Origin of the sequence: Oceanobacillus sp. FSL W7-1304 (genome assembly GCF_037969805.1) — a bacterium.
Taxonomy (GTDB): domain Bacteria; phylum Bacillota; class Bacilli; order Bacillales; family Amphibacillaceae; genus Oceanobacillus; species Oceanobacillus profundus.
This window is the reverse complement of sequence record NZ_CP150211.1, coordinates 3,208,421-3,225,871: the sequence shown is the minus strand read 5'-3', so window position 1 is coordinate 3,225,871 and position 17,451 is coordinate 3,208,421. Positions and strand designations below refer to the sequence as shown.

16 protein-coding genes and 1 riboswitch are annotated in these 17,451 nt (G+C 38.3%); of the genes, 8 read left to right on the top strand and 8 right to left on the bottom strand.

The genetic code is table 11. From position 1 onward, the window contains the following. Positions 1–53 precede the first annotated feature (53 nt). Both NYE61_RS16195 and NYE61_RS16190 read left to right on the top strand, forming a co-directional pair. Positions 54–1,106, top strand: coding sequence for an ABC transporter ATP-binding protein (locus tag NYE61_RS16195; protein WP_095307701.1), 1,053 nt, complete (start codon positions 54–56; stop codon positions 1,104–1,106). Further along, complete coding sequence (locus NYE61_RS16190) at positions 1,072–2,091, top strand: dipeptide ABC transporter ATP-binding protein (protein ID WP_095307700.1); 1,020 nt, start codon at positions 1,072–1,074, stop codon at positions 2,089–2,091. Before NYE61_RS16195 ends, NYE61_RS16190 begins: the two co-directional genes overlap by 35 nt. 179 nt (positions 2,092–2,270) lie before the next feature. Here the strand turns inward: NYE61_RS16190 and NYE61_RS16185 are convergent, their stop codons facing one another. Beyond that, the gene (locus NYE61_RS16185; RefSeq protein WP_095307699.1) at positions 2,271–3,884 is read right to left on the bottom strand and encodes a glutathione ABC transporter substrate-binding protein; all 1,614 of its coding nucleotides are present in this window, start codon (positions 3,882–3,884) and stop codon (positions 2,271–2,273) included. A gap of 406 nt (positions 3,885–4,290) precedes the next feature. Between NYE61_RS16185 and NYE61_RS16180 the strand changes: the two genes are divergently transcribed. Together NYE61_RS16180 and NYE61_RS16175 are read left to right on the top strand one after the other, a co-directional pair. Then, on the top strand, positions 4,291–5,100 hold the full coding sequence (locus tag NYE61_RS16180; RefSeq protein WP_095307698.1) for a serine hydrolase: 810 nt from the start codon (positions 4,291–4,293) through the stop codon (positions 5,098–5,100). A gap of 17 nt (positions 5,101–5,117) precedes the next feature. Next, positions 5,118–6,398: a hypothetical protein gene (locus NYE61_RS16175; protein WP_095307696.1), complete on the top strand. Its 1,281-nt coding sequence runs from the start codon at positions 5,118–5,120 to the stop codon at positions 6,396–6,398. A gap of 41 nt (positions 6,399–6,439) precedes the next feature. Here the strand turns inward: NYE61_RS16175 and NYE61_RS16170 are convergent, their stop codons facing one another. The 7 genes from NYE61_RS16170 to NYE61_RS16140 all read right to left on the bottom strand — a co-directional run bounded on the left by NYE61_RS16170 (position 6,440) and on the right by NYE61_RS16140 (position 14,162). Next, entirely contained in the window at positions 6,440–6,754 is a 315-nt protein-coding gene (locus NYE61_RS16170) for a hypothetical protein (protein WP_095307695.1), read from the bottom strand. A 135-nt stretch (positions 6,755–6,889) separates the two neighbouring features. Continuing rightward, the gene (locus NYE61_RS16165) at positions 6,890–10,069 is read right to left on the bottom strand and encodes a DEAD/DEAH box helicase (protein WP_303448389.1); all 3,180 of its coding nucleotides are present in this window, start codon (positions 10,067–10,069) and stop codon (positions 6,890–6,892) included. 191 nt (positions 10,070–10,260) lie between these two features. Then, positions 10,261–11,448, bottom strand: a complete 1,188-nt coding sequence (locus NYE61_RS16160; RefSeq protein WP_095307693.1) for an MFS transporter — start codon at positions 11,446–11,448, stop codon at positions 10,261–10,263. Between the two features lie 315 nt (positions 11,449–11,763). Beyond that, a complete protein-coding gene (locus NYE61_RS16155) occupies positions 11,764–12,078 on the bottom strand; it encodes a multidrug efflux SMR transporter (protein WP_095307692.1) in 315 nt (104 codons plus the stop codon). Further along, positions 12,078–12,419: a multidrug efflux SMR transporter gene (locus tag NYE61_RS16150; protein ID WP_095307726.1), complete on the bottom strand. Its 342-nt coding sequence runs from the start codon at positions 12,417–12,419 to the stop codon at positions 12,078–12,080. Before NYE61_RS16150 ends, NYE61_RS16155 begins: the two co-directional genes overlap by 1 nt. A gap of 134 nt (positions 12,420–12,553) precedes the next feature. Beyond that, a riboswitch (guanidine-I (ykkC/yxkD leader) is annotated at positions 12,554–12,651 on the bottom strand. 54 nt (positions 12,652–12,705) lie between these two features. Continuing rightward, positions 12,706–13,320 carry a superoxide dismutase family protein gene (locus tag NYE61_RS16145; protein WP_251660194.1) on the bottom strand — a complete coding sequence of 205 codons (615 nt, stop codon included), beginning with the start codon at positions 13,318–13,320 and terminating at the stop codon, positions 12,706–12,708. Between the two features lie 323 nt (positions 13,321–13,643). Next, entirely contained in the window at positions 13,644–14,162 is a 519-nt protein-coding gene (locus NYE61_RS16140; RefSeq protein WP_095307690.1) for a DoxX family protein, read from the bottom strand. Positions 14,163–14,512: 350 nt separating this feature from the next. On the opposite strand from NYE61_RS16140, the gene NYE61_RS16135 reads away from it, so the two are divergent. The 4 genes from NYE61_RS16135 to NYE61_RS16120 are packed head-to-tail and all read left to right on the top strand — an operon-like array spanning position 14,513 to position 17,449. Beyond that, entirely contained in the window at positions 14,513–15,232 is a 720-nt protein-coding gene (locus NYE61_RS16135; RefSeq protein ID WP_303448390.1) for a hypothetical protein, read from the top strand. A gap of 21 nt (positions 15,233–15,253) precedes the next feature. Then, complete coding sequence (locus NYE61_RS16130; protein ID WP_338045032.1) at positions 15,254–15,655, top strand: GntR family transcriptional regulator; 402 nt, start codon at positions 15,254–15,256, stop codon at positions 15,653–15,655. A gap of 3 nt (positions 15,656–15,658) precedes the next feature. Beyond that, positions 15,659–16,516, top strand: a complete 858-nt coding sequence (locus tag NYE61_RS16125) for an ABC transporter ATP-binding protein (protein WP_095307686.1) — start codon at positions 15,659–15,661, stop codon at positions 16,514–16,516. A gap of 15 nt (positions 16,517–16,531) precedes the next feature. Beyond that, positions 16,532–17,449 carry a M23 family metallopeptidase gene (locus NYE61_RS16120; RefSeq protein ID WP_303448391.1) on the top strand — a complete coding sequence of 306 codons (918 nt, stop codon included), beginning with the start codon at positions 16,532–16,534 and terminating at the stop codon, positions 17,447–17,449. Positions 17,450–17,451 lie beyond the last annotated feature (2 nt).

Sequence of the window (17,451 nt, the reverse complement as noted above, 5' to 3'; positions counted from 1 at the left end):
TTTGTTCAAATAGAACATTTTGAACATTCTATTGTCAGAAAGGAGCTTCTTATATGACAAGTGCACCAAATTCCTATGAGAATATATTGGAAATCAAAGATTTACAGACTTCCTTCTTCACTAAAGATTTAGAGGTTAAAGCAGTTGACGGTGTTTCTTTTGCAATCCCAAAAGGGAAGATTCTCGGTGTCGTTGGGGAGTCAGGATCAGGTAAAAGTATCACCTCCCTTTCCATTCTTCGCCTGCTTAAAGAGCCTGGAAAAATAGTTGGTGGTGAAATCAAGTTTAAAGGAGAAAACTTACTTGATAAAAGCGAAGCTAATATGCGCAAAATACGCGGTAATGAAATATCAATGATATTCCAGGAGCCAATGACTTCGTTAAATCCAACGTTTACAGTTGGCCAACAGATTAGTGAAGCTTATAAAATCCATCAAGGTTTAAATAAAAAACAAGCAAAACAGCGTTCCGTTGAAATGCTGAAATTAGTTGGAATTCCTTCCCCGGAAAAGCGTGTCAATCAGTATCCACACGAGCTTTCAGGGGGAATGAGACAGCGTGTTATGATTGCAATGGCGCTTGCCTGTAATCCAGAACTACTCATAGCTGATGAACCAACAACAGCACTTGATGTAACAATCCAAGCGCAAATTCTTGATTTAATTAAAGACTTGCAAGAACGACTCGGTATGGGTGTACTATTAATTACACATGACCTTGGTGTCGTAGCAGAAACATGTGATTATGTTGCTGTTATGTATTGCGGAAAGGTTGTTGAGTATACCGATACAAAAACATTATTCAAGGCTCCTAAGCATCCGTATACAGTTGGCTTAATGAAATCTATTCCACAGCATGACCAAGATATTGAAGGTGATTTAGCTGTAATAAGAGGATCTGTACCTAGCCCTGCGGAGATGCCTAAAGGCTGCCGTTTTGCTCCACGCTGTCCATTCGCGACAGAAATGTGCAGAGAAAAATTACCTGACCTCGTCACAGATGAGGAAGGGAACCAAATTCGTTGCTGGATCTATTCAGATGAATGGGATGGCGATCCGGAGGTGAATGTTCATGCAGAAACAGAAAGAACTACTGAAAGTTACTGATTTAAAACAATATTTCCCAATTAAAGGCGGGATTTTAGGACGTACCGTAAATCATGTAAAAGCTGTAGACGGTGTATCCTTTACAGTTTATGAAGGAGAAACATTAAGTATCGTAGGAGAATCAGGCTGCGGGAAATCTACAACAGGAAGAGCCATTTTACGCCTTGATGAACCAACATCTGGTGAAGTTGAATTCGATGGGAAAAATCTGCTTGCATACAACAAACGAGAAATGAATAAAAATCGTAAAAATATGCAGATCATTTTCCAAGATCCATACGCATCGATTAACCCGCGTCATACGGTACGCCAAATTCTGACAGAAGCGATGGAGATTCAAAACTCCGTACCAAAAAACGAACGGAATGATCGTGTAATTGAATTGATGGAAACGGTTGGTCTAGGACCACACCAAGCAGATAGACTCCCTCATGAATTCAGTGGTGGTCAACGTCAGCGGATCGGAATTGCTCGGGCTCTCTCCGTTAATCCACAGCTAATCATCGCAGATGAAGCTGTATCAGCGTTAGATGTTTCTATCCAAGCACAGGTTATTAATCTATTGAAAAAGCTGCAACGTGAATTCAAATTAACGTATCTATTTATCTCACATGATTTAGGGGTTGTACGACATATCTCAGATCGAATTATCGTAATGTACCTAGGGAAAATCGTTGAGATTGCTGATAAAAAATCACTATTTGATAATACAATGCATCCATATACTACGGCTTTGCTCTCTGCAATCCCTAGTACAGATATGGATAAGAAAAAAGAGCGGATCATCTTAAAAGGTGATGTACCTTCACCAATTGATCCACCAAAAGGTTGCAGATTCCATACTCGTTGTCCATTTGCAACTGACCTATGTCGAACCGAAACACCAGAGCTTCGTAAAGCAGACGGAATGTTAGACGGACATATGGCAGCATGTCACTATATGGAAGACATTAAATCCGGGAAGCACCAACCTACTACAGTTTAATCAGTATCAAAAAAAGCGCTCATTATTGTAATGAGCGCTTTTTTTGATACCACTGTAACAGGTCACAGCTTCCAAATCCCTATCCTCTTCTAAGCCAAAGCGAAAAGCCCCTAAGATACTTAGCGGGCTTTTCGAATCGCTTATCAAACTCGGATAACTCCGTGAATGCAAAGCGTTTATTATTCTTGAATAGATACCTCATGTAATTGCAAGATTCCAGTTGGTAACTGTGTTAATCCTTGAACCTTATCACTAACACCTAACAAGAATTCTTGGTGATGAATATAAAGCATTGGTGCAAGATCAGTTAACTTTGTTTGAATTTCACTGTATAACTCAAGACGAGCGTCAGGCTCTGCCTCTTGACGAGCTTCTTCTAACAATGCATCTAACTCATCATCTTTTAAGAATGTACGGTTTCCAGGTTCTCCAACATTGTCAGAGTGGAACAATGGATATAATCCATAGTCTGCATCCCCTGTTACTGTTGACCAGCCAAGGATGAACATATCATGCTCGCCTTGTGCAGTCTGCTCAAGATATGCGCCCCACTCAAGGACTTCAATTTCTACTTTAATACCAAAATCAGCAAGCTGTGCTTGTAGGTTTGTTGCTGTATCCATACGTTCTGGACTATCATTTGTCCAAAGTGTTGTAGAGAATCCATCTTCATAGCCTGCTTCAGCTAAGAGTTCTCTAGCGCGATCTGGATCATATTCAAGTCCTGGAGCATTTTCATCATATCCAAGTACTCCTGGTGCTAATGGCCCAACTGCTGGTACACCATTTCCATCATAAATACCTGTAATGATTTGCTCTTTATCAACAGCCAAGTTGATTGCTTGACGAACTAACGGATCATTAAATGGCTCTTTTTCCATATTAAATCCAATGTAAGATAAGCTCACACTTGCTTGTTTTGCTGGACTTGCACCGTCCATCCCTTCAATCTGAGCAACATCGTTCGGACTGATTGGGTCAGCAATATGTGATGTACCTGTTTCTAATTCAGCAACACGAGTTAAGCCTTCTCCAACAACTTTAAATGTTACAGAGTCAAGCAAAGCTTGCTCTCCCCAATAATCATCATTCTTAACGAGTGTAATTTGTGTTCCTGGTTGCCATTCTTCAAATTTAAAGAATCCTGTACCATATGGTTTTTCGTTAATAACACTTCCTGGATCCTCTCCAGCTTCTATTGCAGCGTAGTCTTCTTCAATGACAGCTGGTGAAATGATACCTCCACCGTTATGTGCTAAGTGAGCTGGCAGTGGTGAGAATGGGTATTCTGTTGTAAAGCGAATTGTATAGTCATCTACTACTTCAATATCTGTAATCATTTCATATAGAAATAGACGTGGCGATGCAACTTCTGGATCTAATATACGTTCAATACTTGCCTTAACTGCTTCTGCGTTAAAGTCTGTACCATCGTGGAATTTTACACCTTCACGTAATTTAAATTCCCATACTGTATCTTCAACTTGTTCCCAGCTTTCAGCTAGGCTTGGTTGTACTTCCATATTTTCGTCCTGTTTTGTTAATGATTCAAAGATATTCGCTTGAACGTTACTTGAAGGAGTATCGTTTGAACCAGCTGGATCTAAGGATACAGCATCCGATAGAGTTGCAATCATTAGATCTTGTTCTCCTGCAGGAGCAGCATCTTCTGTACCTTCATCTGTTCCTTCGTTAGCGGAATCATTTTCATCTGGCTCACTTGCACATGCTACTAGAACACTAAGCAGCAGTCCAAAAACCAACAATAATAATGACTTTTTAGACAATTTCATGTATTTAACCCCCTGTTTCTTTGTAATAGCTTTGTAAATATATGTAAATATATTTTAACATAAAGCTATCTTCCAATATATTACCCTATTATTCTAAAATTTACAATGATATATGAAAAAATTTCATTATAATTTGATAATTTTTATAGTTACTACGTTCTAGTTACATATACACGTTAAGTTTTATACATCTATCAATTGTTAACGTTTTCAGTAGGACATTAGTATAGTTTTCGTCCAGAATACATGTTTAAAAAGTATGGAGAAAACAGACGAACAATTAAAGCTCTTGTCACATATCTTGTCTTCTTGCAAATTAACGAGTCTTCTTGACAATATTATGAAAATTCAATATGATATAACTTAAACTAATACTGCTGTAATTATAGTAAGGTGGAAGAAAGTAATGAATTTATTCGAATTAAAAAAAGCTTTACTTTCTATATCTCCTATCAACCTTGATAAAATATCAATTGTTGTTCACAGCGCAGAAGGTACTATTCAATTTAATGCAAATACGCCAAGAAAAGCTGCGAGTGTTGTTAAGCTATTTATTCTTGCTGAGGTATTGCAGCAGATTGAAGCTGGTCGCATCCAAAGGGAACAACTCATTTCTATTAAACCTGAGGCGATGGTAGAAGGTGCAGGTGTCATTAACTATTTAACAAAACACAACACGTATAGTTACCAGAATCTATTGGAGCTTATGATTATCGTTTCCGATAACACTGCTTCCAACATATTACTTGATATGATCGGTATCGACCGTATCAATCATTCTATTAAAAAGCTCGGCTGTCAGGATACAATAATTAAACGTAAATTTATGGATCAAGAAGCACAAGCAAGCGGCAACGAGAATATTACTACTGCAGCAGATATCGTTCACTTACTTAAGCTTTTTTCCAGCGATAACGGTCCCTATAGCAAAAATTTGCGGCAAGAAGTTCGAAGGTTACTTAAAAATCAGCAATTCAACAATAAATTAGCAGCATATCAAATGAATAATTGTAAGCTGAATATTTATCATAAAACCGGAGAATTGCCTGGAGTAGAGCATGATGTAGCGATTATGGAATCAACTGGAAGGAAGTTAGAGGTTGCTGTATTAACAGAGGGATGGGAAAATAATGGTATAGCACAACATTTCATAGCAGAAGTCGGTAGGTATTTAATGAACTATGTAACGAATGGGTCATTATCTAAAAAACAGTAAGGAACGGAGTGTACGACATGAAAGTTAAAATTGCAGTTTTTGGAATTGAAGAAACGATAAAGCGTGTACATACACTAGCAAAACATGATGAAAATTTGGATATCCTTCCGTTTATATACACACATTCAAGTGAAACCCCCGAATTAATTGAAAGGGCTTTCATGTGTGATATTTATTTATTTACGGAAGCAACATCCTATTTGTATGCCAGAGAAAAAATAAAAAAGAAACGATTGCCAGCTGTACAGGTTGCTTTTGATGAGTATATGATACTCACCTCTTTCTATCGTTTAAGAAACGATTACAATCAAGAACTCGATCGTATTTCCATCGATGTACTTAACGGACAGCATGTTGAGGAGGTCGCAAAAGAACTTAGCTTTGATAATAAACAGATTTATCATTATAGCTATGGGGCAGATGAATCCACTGATATTCAACAAATTACAAGATTTCATCAAAAACTCTGGGATGAAGGTAAAATTGATTATGTACTTACATCAAGCAAAGAAGTAGAGGTACAACTAAGAGAAGCTGATATTCCAGGCAGTTGCATGATTATACCAGAGATAAATTTATTACATGCCATTCAATCTGCAAAATCCCTTACCGAACTGAACCAACACAAGAGTGCTCTTCTCGTAGCTGGATATATCCGCATGAAAAATCAAGATCAACATGAGGAACAAGAATTGAAAGCGTTAACTACCAAAATGCAAAGTCTTTTGGTTCGATTTGCTGAACGAACCGATTCACTGCTCACGATAAAAGACGATCATCAATTTGTGGTAGTAGGAACCAAAAAGTTGATTGATCATTTACAAAATCATTATCGAGATTTCCCTCTTCTTCGTGAGTTTGAAGCAGAGTTGAATATCCCAATCGACATTGGATTTGGTCTCGGTCTATCAGCAAGTGAAGCTGAAGCGCATGCACGTTTAGCATTAGAAAAATGTAAAAATGAAAATCATAGCCTCTGTTATATTGTCAATGAAAGAAAGGATACAATTGGTCCGATTGGCATTCGCAGAGATATCGATACATCTCAATTATTTCATGCCTTGATTCATAAAGCTCGATTGAACAATGAACTTTCCTATAATTTCATTGATTTTATAACGGATAGAAATAATGAACCTTTCTCTTCAAACGACATTGCTGCGTATTATAAAGTTACAAAACGCAGTGCTGAAAGAACTGTCAATAAGCTGCTATCTGGTAATGTCATAAAAGTATCTGGAGAAGAACGTCCTTATTTAAAAGGAAGGCCACGAAAATTATTTTCACTTAATAATTAATGATTGCAGCAGGGTTAGCATTGTTAAGCTCTGCTGCAGCTTTATCCCTCTATTTCGTACCCATTATTATCCATTAGATATTGCATTGCCTTTTCGAAATCCTCCTCTTCTACTTGGGCCTCAAGTAAATGTGTTACTTGCCCTTCATTCTCTTCACTATTATGATTTTTTAAGCCAATTGTGCCAATCGCTCCCTGAGATTGTCCTGTCGGAGTAAATGGTATATAAGTTACTTTTTCATCCGTATCTGGAAGCTTATCCACGATAACATGACGAACTTTCAGCGTTTGGAGGGTTGCTTTTGCCGATTCTGCATCATTCTCTGAGTCGAAATATGCGAGAATTTTTCGTGACATAGACTTGTACATCCTTTCGTAAGTTTATCTATATCGTTCCCTGATTTACAACAAAGCAAACATATTCCGAGACCTCGCCCAAACAAAATAAGGCAGTAGGGAAAGTTATGTGATTTCCCTACTGCCACCAATCACCTATAAGCTTAACAACTGGCGAATATCATCCTCACTCAAGCTAGAAAGCATTGTTTCTCCAGGCTGAATAACTTGGTCAATCAGCTCACGCTTTTTCTGCTGCAGATCATAAATTTTTTCCTCGATCGTTCCTTCTGTTACAAGACGAATGACTTGCACGACATTTTTTTGACCAAATCGGTGTGCACGTCCGGTTGCTTGATCCTCTACAGCAGGATTCCACCATAAGTCGTATAAAATGACCGTATCAGCTCCAGTCAAGTTTAACCCTGTCCCACCAGCTTTCAGAGAAATAAGGAAAATACTATTCTCGCCATTATTAAATCGTTCACTCATCTCAACGCGATCTTTTGCAGGGGTTTGCCCATGAAGATAAAAATAGCCAAACCCTTCTTTTTCTAGTCGTTCTTTAATAATCTCATGCATGCTTGTAAATTGGGAAAAAATCAGCATACGTTTTCCACTTTCAATCGCTGTTTTCACGGTATCCATCAATTGTTCCAGCTTCCCAGAGTAGCCTTCATAATTTTCAATGAATAACGAAGGGTGACAGCAAAGCTGACGAAGACGGGTTAATCCAGCAAGAATTTTCATCCTGTTTTGTTGGAAAGCACTTTCCTTCATTGATTGTGCTGCTTCCTGCTGTACCTGTCTTAGATAACCGACATATAAATCCTTTTGTTCCTTTGTCAGCTCCGAGACATGAACAGATTCAATCTTATCTGGCAGCTCTTTCAGCACATCCTTTTTCAGTCTTCGCAATATAAATGGCCGTGTAATCATTGCAATTTTTTCGTTCGATAACTGCTTAAAACTCCGTTGATTTGGCATAAGTCCTGGCAAAACAACTTGGAAAATAGCCCATAGCTCATCGATTGAATTCTCAATCGGTGTTCCACTTAACGCAAATCGACGTGCAGCTTTTATTTCCCGAATGGCTTGTGAGGTTTTCGTTGCATAGTTTTTAATATATTGCGCTTCATCCAAGATCATGGATTGAAATGAAAATTCCCGATAAATTTCAATGTCTTGCCTTAACGTTGCATAGGAAGTAATCCAAACATCGGTACCTGTTGAAGCCTCAATCAATTGTTGTCGTTCCTCTGGGCTTCCTGTAAGTACAACGACAGACAAATGTGGAGCAAATTTCTCAAATTCATTCTTCCAGTTATAAACGACCGAGGAAGGAGCTATAATCAGATTTGGTTCAGCACCTTTCTGCTCTTTCTCTGACGCGATATACGCAATGCTTTGTAAGGTTTTTCCAAGTCCCATATCGTCTGCTAAGATTCCACCGAGGTGATAGTTGCTCAAGGACTTAAACCACCTGAAACCAGTCATCTGATAATTTCTTAAAGACGCTTGCAGCTGTTCTGGCAGCTCGTATACTTGTTCTTCTGGAGACTTCAACTGATGCAGCAAATGTCGAAAGGATGGATCGTAGTTCTTTTTCGTATCGATTAGCTCATCTAGCTGTGTTCCTCGGTATACCGGCATCTGGACGTGCCCATTCAGCAAGTCATTTTTATGAATTTGCATCTCGTCAAATAAACGTTTTATAGAAGTAAATTCTTCTCCTTCTAGTGACAGTAATTCACCACTTCCTAAACGATAATAGCGTTTTTTCTCGATTACTGCATTTAAAATTTGGTTGATTTCGGAATCATTAACCCCATTAATATCAAAGCCAATTTCTAATAGGTTCGATGTACCTTCTAGACGTACACTCGTACTCGGACTGAGTTCGTTTTCAATAATCATTCCTCGAATTTCTGATGTAAAAAACAGTTCCACTTCTTTATCTAATCGTGGCAGGATATAATACAGAAAGTCATACAGCTCTTCCTCATCCGCTTCAATATAGAGCTCTTTCCCATTATAATGGAAGTTAGCTTGCTCAATCAGCTGCATAATTTGCTGTTCCTTTTCCACCTCACGAATAATAAGTCGATCATTATCCTTTCGCCCATTAAATGGATCAATCAACTGATCACCATAATGGTATTCCAACTTTCCAATAATCCAATCGCCTTTTACTTCCAAATACAATTTTGCACGTAAAGGTACTTGAATTATCTCTTCTGTGATTGACTCTGATACCTCTACCCCACCAATCTTTTTTAATGATGGAAGTACTTCTGATAAAAAGACGTCAGCTTGTTCCTTTGGAATCGGTAATTGTAATTCGTCCATGCCGAACTTTGTAACTTCTTCAAGAACCTGTACCTGGTCTTTCGTTGGATAATAAAAGACCCCTTCATGGAATATCATTTCATAATAAGGAAAATACATTGCATCTGTTGCGTCTGACATCTTCATTAGCAGGTCATTTTGATTACTTTTCGTTAGTGAAAAGCGAAACGGCAGCGTATCCTTCTCCACTCCGATATGCTGAAAGCTTTTCTGCTGTGTTTCTACTGTGAAATCTCTTTCCGAAAGCTTTTCAAGCAGCTCCTTTGCTGTAAGTGGGGGAATTGCAATATAGCGTTTATCACCACTATTACCTTCGTAATGAAATCTGCTATATCCCTGATACATTTCCTCATTCCGTTTAATCGCAAAGAGCATTTCAAATAGCTCCAAATCCTTTTGCAGAAAATAATGCGTATCAGGATGGAAGATGAATTTTTTTGTAAAGTAGTATTCGTTTCCTTGTAATATGTTAACGAGAAATTGGTAAGCATCTTTAACAACATAGCAATGTTTCTCGCCTGTTCGTAATTCGATTTGTAATTGTTGGTCGAATCCCCAGCTGCAATGGTATTCTACATGCATCGGTAGTTTATTTGGTAAAATCTCTGGCTGTGCATTTTGCTGTGGCAGCGTACGTAATGCCTGTATAAACTTATTTGTCAGCTGATAGTTTGGCTTGGATGGAGCATTTGGAATAGCCTGCTCCTTATTCGCAATTTGCATTAAGGTAGCTGCAATATGTTTACACGTGCCAAAGGTTTCAAAAGCAGGACAATCGCAATACGTATCAATCGATCCATTTGTATAATCCTTCATATTGATTTCTACAAAGTAATCCTCTGAACCATGAACTGTGGCCGTCCAAACTTGGTAATTGATATCATATAAAAGATCGCTCACTTTATTTTGTTTATAATAATCTTTTCCGCGCTTATAAATGGTTGACGGAAATAATTTTTGGATATTAATATCACTTATTTTTTTCAAAATATGAGTAACCTACCTTCTATAGGATGTTCAAAAAATCCAGTATAAAATTTCTTTAGGTTTATTGTAAACGAGGGAGCTGTAATTGTGAAATTATCCTAATCAATCCACGCAGAACCTGGCATTCAACAGACCTCAAAGTAAATATTACGCATAGAAGTACTCTATGGCGTACAATCGGGCGTGTTTTCTTAAACCCGTCTTTTTGCTTTCATATATAAGTAAATGTATAACAGCATGGACAGCAGTACCGATACAGCTGAAGCGATGTAAATGGATCCATAACCTAAGAAATATGCAAACTGACCAAAGGCAATGGCTCCAATCCCGATTCCTAAATCAAAAAAAGAATAGAAGGTTGCATTCGCCATTCCTTTTCGGTGATTAGGTGCCTTTTCAACTGACCAGGCTTGCAATGCTGGCTGCACGCTGCCAAATCCTAGACCATATAATCCAGCAGCAATCAGTAAAGCGGTCGTACTAGGGAGCCATGCTAACAAGAGCATTGCTATAAATATAAGTATTGTCCCTGGTAAAAATACATATAGATGCCCTTTTCGATCATAGATTTGTCCTGAAAACGTCCGAGATATCATTAAAAAGATAGCATAGACAAGAAAATAAAGTTGAATTCCCTCTACGTTTTGTTCAATCGCATAAATTGGAAGAAATGTCGCGATTCCCCCAAATGTCGCGGTAATAAAAAATAATAAGACGGATGGCTGTAGTGCTGTTTTTTCAAAAATATCAAACGCAACTGTAGCGGTTTTATGCTCAGATTGGTCAACTTTTTTATAATGTATACGGGAAGCAATAATAAACGCGATGAATCCAAGTGCAGCGCAAATAAGAAAAAGCTCTGAAAAGGAGATAATCCCTACTAACGTTAATCCGAGAGCTGGACCGAATGCAAGTGCCAGGTTACCGGATAATCCAAAATAACCCATCCCTTCCCCTCGACGATCAGGTGGGATTATATCGGTCGCAATCGTTCCTCCGGCCGTTGTTGATAGTCCCCAGCCAATTCCTTGTACGACTCGGATGACAAACAGCAGCACAATACTGGCAATAAAAGCATAAGCACCAACAGATAGAACGAAGATTGCTAATCCAATCATGTAGACAAATCCTCTTCCTTTTGATTCGAGGGCATGACCTGCATACGGGCGAAAAATCAATGCAGAAAATGTAAAAATCCCTACAACTATTCCGACTAACTGATCACTGCCACCTAACTCTTTTACAAATAACGGGAGCGTTGGAAGTGTCATTTGAAAGCCTAAAAACACAAAAAAGTTCGCTGCACAAATAAACACAAAATCACGTGTCCATATTCTCTCACGAGTTTCTGCTGATTTTATATTAAATTTCGGACGCATAAACGCCTTCCTTTCTTCTTTGCTAACATTCTATTATACAGGAGTCCATATAAAATTAACATGTAAACAATTCGAGTTACGAAGTTTTTCATGAGACAAGATCCTTGTGCTTGCTAGCTAAAAGACTTTAATGGCCTGCATTCATATAAAACCAGGGAAATAGCTGTTTATATATGGATGTTGAAATAAAACCAGAGTAAGCTAAAAAGTAAAATGGCCCCAGCCATCAACTGCAGATGATTGGAACCATTTTTTTACTTATCATGGTCAGTTACAACCCGACCTCTTTCATTTCTAATATCTATCCCTAACGCATTAAGAGACTAATTTCAAGCCAACCGCTGCTCCTAGAACCATTGCTATAAATAATATTCGTCTCCAGTCTTTTGACTCCCCGTACAAGATCATGCCAAGTATTGCACCGCCCGAAGCACCGATTCCTGTCCATACGGCATAGGCAGTCCCCATCGGCAATGTTTCCATTGCATAAGAAAGGAATATAAAACTTGCCCCAAATCCGCCAAATAATAAGGCAAGGGCTTGCCAACTTCGGTCTTGATGTAATTTATTAATCATTGCGACCCCAAACATTTCAAATAATCCTGCTAAAACTAAAGCTCCCCATGCCATTAAGAAGCCTCCCCTTCCTGAACCTTTTCATCCGTGACTAATTTCAAGCCAATCACACCTGCTAATAAGAGTAAAATTAGAAGTATTTTGCTCCATTCAAACGGTTCTCCAAAGAATAGTATTTCAGAGAACACCGTACCGGCCGTCCCGAGTCCAACAAATACGGCATAAACCGTTCCAACGGGCAGCTTTCGTCCAGCCATTATCATTAAATAAAAACTAACAAAAATAGCAATTGCTGTACCGACCCATGTCCAAAAATCATATGCATGCTTCAACCCAATCACCCAAAACACTTCAAAGAAAGCTGCAATAAAAACCTTCACCCAGTTCGAATTCATTAAAACAGCACCTCCACCTTTATTTTTGCTAAGAAAACCGCCCTTCATCAAAAATGGCAACCACTGCGGTTAACATGTACGCTTATTCTGTCCAAAAAAAACAAAAGAAGCCTAAGAGCGACTGTTAATACAGTTTCTCCCAGGCTTTTATCCTTCCGTGACACAGTTTACTACTGTGGGTTTTCTCTCGGACCAGACTAGCGGTTGCTACGGAACCCTAGAAAACCTTTTTCCTATGCAATTACTTTCGATTATACACAAAATCGGACCAAATTCAAGGGTTTACTTACTCACCAATCACGCCACATGCGATACGATCTCCCGCATCACCAGCAGGTTGGGACGTGTAGTCATCTGCTTCAGAGTGAATGACCAATGCTGTTCCTTCCTCTGTGTATAATGTATTTTCACCATCTTTGTCCAATGTAAGCATATCAGCCGTTACTTCAGCTGTTACTGTACCATCATCAGCCACTTCAATATTTTCTAAATCACCTGCATGCGGACCATCTGTATGGTCAAATCCATGCTCAGCATCTGCCGGATTATAATGGGAACCTGCAGATTCGAAATCCGGGGGCTCACATTGTCCAACCTCATGAATATGGAAGCCTTTTGTTCCGGGTGGTAAGTTTTCCCCTTCTAATTTGATGTCTACTCCCGTATCCGCAGGAGTTAGCGTTGCTGTTCCAACTACCTCACCTTCTGCGTTTTTTAAGGAAACCAAGACCTCTTCCTCCGCCGTTGCATTTGGATCTTCTGCACCATCTTCATTGGTCGCATCGTCCTCAGCAGGTGCATCATTTTCATTTCCTGTATCTGTCTCATCCTCCGTATTTCCACAAGCCGTTAGTACTGCAGCTAAGATTAATGCGAAAGCGATTATTGCCCAACGTTTCATTATGTCCTCTCCTTTTTTAAGGTTATATTACTAATGTTTCACAATCTGAGAGGTAGTTAAACATATTTGGGCAAGAATCCTATATTTGTACTAGCTAAGTTTAGATACGAAAATCGAAAGTCCTATTGTTGAGATTGGTATGAGTTTCGTAAAGGGATTCTATTTTGAAATAGCGATTGTTTGTTAGTGGAAGTGGATTGGGTTTGGCCTGATGGTTCAAGTTCAATATGATGGTTATTTTCTGAGATGGCTGGATTTATTTCAATTATAAAAAATAAAACGCCTTACAAGGGTGGCTCCCTTGTAAGGCGTTTTTTTCACTTTTAAGATGCAACAGCAACTTCTTTGTCTACTTTATGCTTTTTGCTTTGGATTGTTTGTTTCAAGTATGGTAGAATCCATCTATCTAAACCATATCTGCCTGCATTATAACCAGCAGCCAGAAGGAATACAGTGATTACTACCATTTGTGCATTGGTGCTTACTGTTCCACTGAAAAGGAACGCAAAGTTCATTGTAATTCCCATTAAAGCTGCAAAGTTTGTAAAAATTCCTAGGATAAGTGCGATACCTACTAACAGCTCTCCCCACATAACCGCGTACGTAAACAATTCAGCCTGTGGCAATGCGACAGCTTCAAGAAATGTTCCCCACCACGCTTGAACAGTTGCTCCTTCACCAGTAGAGTTTGCAATTGCTCCTTGAATAAATCCACTTGCATCAAACTGTCCACCAGTAATTTTTCCATAACCTGCTGTCATCCATTGGTAACCAATATAAATTCTTAAGAAAGTCCAAATACCTGCAGCTACTTTACTGTTACGAATAAAATTCATAATCATTCCATCCATCTCCTTTTATATTCTTATTTTGATTTGTTTGCTTGTTCATCATTTCACAATATATTGTAAAGGTGTTTCCTTACTACACTTATATCATAACAGAATTTTTCAAGATGAAAACAAGTTTGTGAATGTGTTCACAATTCAGAAACAAAGTTGTGACTAAATTGTGAACGAGGTTGGTTTCTATAGCTATTCAGATTGAAGAAATCCAGATATCCCCATACTAATGCTTTAGCCAGGCTATTCCCACCTTCTCTTTTAACTAGAATTATTATTGACAGAAATGTTTCTAGGTCATATACTGTTCATATAGATATACACAGTATAACAGTTAGGAGGTATTTGTTATGAAAGAATGGAAACAAGCTTTCTGGTTAGCTGGGACGGAATGGAAGAACTTTTCAAAGCACGCTGTCTTTACCTATACACTTTGTTTGCTATATATCGTAATCGTATTTGCATTCCTCCCTATCTTTGAAGGGGGTACAACAATTGTAGGGGATATTTTGTTCATCGTTATCTTTCTTCTTTTCCCGGCTTGGATAAAACCAAAAGAATCCCATGTACAGAAAATTAGCGGAGAGATCTGGGCATCTCCTTCCTTTATTATGCTTCAACAGCTGCCAATCAGAAAAAATGTCATTGTGAAGAGCCGGTTTATCTTTCACTCTTTTTATTCTTTTCCGTTTCAGCTCACCTTACTACTATGCTTGTACATACTGACACCGGAAGTCCGAAACATGGGGTTTAGTGCCTATCTTGCTTTCGTTATTATATGGCTAGCAATTAGTATATATATTGGATTCGTCTTACCTACAAGTGATGGAGGAGATATTATCAATTGGAAAACATTATTAGGATCTAGTCTCTTTTTTATACTTCTTGGAGCAGCAATCTTAACGCTATTTCATGCAGTGTTAGATGTAGGTTTTGTGGAATGGACGATTCGAATTGCGCAAGAACTTCCGCTCCTATCAGCTATTGTATCCATCCTCCTTGCTGCATGTGGTTTCTTTTATTGGCCACGTTCATTGAAAAAAACGATGGAAAAGCTTGATTATCTTTAAGCTAATGTCTTTTAGAAAGGGGTGTGTGCTTTGCAGCTGCCGATTCATCTTTCCAACGAATCACGTGAACCTATATACCATCAGATCGAACATCAGTTAAAGGCATTAATCGCTAGTGGGCATATTCAAGCAGGTACAGCACTTCCATCTATTCGGGGACTTGCAAAGGATCTTGAAATAAGTGTGATTACGATTCGACGTGCCTATCAAAATTTAGAATATCAAGGATTTATTGAAACGAAGCAAGGAAAAGGGACATTTGTATGTGACATTGAGGACGCCTTGAAACAGCAAGTCAAGATAAACTCTGTCTATGAAACAATTGAAAGATCTATAGAAACAGCAATGAGTTATAACTATACGATTGAGCAGATTGAAGAAATCTTCCATAACATTCTCATGAGCTATAAGAAGGGAGAGTAAACGTTGAAACCTTTTGTAGAGATAACCCAGGTAAAAAAGAAAATAGATAATTTTCATCTTGGACCAATCAATTTAACAATTGAACCCGGAACAATTACATCACTTGTTGGCAATAATGGCTCTGGAAAAAGTACATTAATGAAGCTGATGATGAATCTAGCAAACACTGACAGTGGCAGTATTAATTTATTTAATCAAAATGTTTCTGGGGATGAAGAGCAATGGAAATCATTTGTTTCCTACCAATCACAAAAAATGATCGGATGGGACGCTTTTACTGGAGAGAATTTAAAATGTTTTATTGCCCCACTTTACGAACATTGGGATGAACAGCTTTTCCAAAGAATTGTTGAACATTTTGCTATTCCTTTGAATCAACGCTTTTCCAAACTTTCTCAAGGGTCACAGCAGAAACTCACACTTGCATTGACCATCCCAAGGAATACTCCTTTATTACTTTTGGATGAACCGACAGCATACCTTGATATTCCAGCGAAAACTCATCTTATGGACATTTTAGTAGAATGGATGGACCAAGGTGAACGCTCCATTATAATTGCAAGTCATCAAATTGAAGATATTAAGAAACTTTCTGACTATCTATTCGTATTACGTAATGGGGAGATGATAGGGAACTTTGAAAAAGAAGCACTTACAGAGCGCTACAAGCGTTATTGGTTACGCAGCGAACTAACTGAATCATCTATTCCTGGTGAAGTTTTTCGGGACCGTGTTCAAGTGGTATCCAATCATCCAAAAGAAACGGAACACTATTTACAAGAAAAAGGTTTACAATGGACGAACCAATCTTCACTTGATTTGGAAGAGATTATTACGTTGCTACTGTCACCCACTAGATAAAGGAAGGTGTAATCGATGACTTTAGCTATTATCCAAGTATTTGTCATACAGGTTATCCTACCCGTCGCTTTTATTTTATCTTTATGGAAAACAAAATATCCAACCCGCCTTGATTGGATCATCCAGTTACTATTTACCGTTGTATTTATTACATGGCTATTTCTTTCAGGGCGATGGGATTGGGTAGGAATATACCTGAAGTTTGTATGGGTGCTTTTATTAATTCCTGCTATTTATCTGTCTTGGAAAAATACCAAATCACTTCCGTTTCGTACGAAGCTTAACAGGAGCCAAAAATTTTCAAGAGGATTTAATATCGTATTATTACTTATTTTTGGTCTATATACGACTTCTAGTGTGAGTGGTTATTCCACAGAGGATGAACCCATCGAGCTTGCTTTTCCATTAAAGGACGGGTCTTATTATATTGCACATGGTGGCAGCACGACACAGATAAACTATCACAATGCCTATGAGCCCCAACAGTATGCGCTTGATATTGTGAAGTTAAATCAATTTCGTACAAGAGCAAACGGAATCTATCCTAAAGAACTTGATAAATACGAAATTTTCGGTGATATAGTTTACAGTGCTTGCAGTGGAAGCGTAGTAGAAACGAGAAATAATTCACCAGATTTAATACCACCAGAATCAAACCCTGATCAACCAGAAGGAAATTATGTTGCCATTGCATGTGATGGGACTGATGCTATATTGTATATCGTCCATCTACTTGAAGGCAGTATCACAGTGGAAGCAGGTGAACAACTTACAGTAGGTAATCCAATCGGGCAAATTGGTAATTCCGGCAATACATCTGAACCGCATCTCCACATCCATGCTGAAAAAGATGGGATAGGTGTTCCACTTCAATTTGACGAGGAGTTTTTAGTCCGAAATGATGTAGTTAAAAAAGAAAGGGTGAATAAATAACA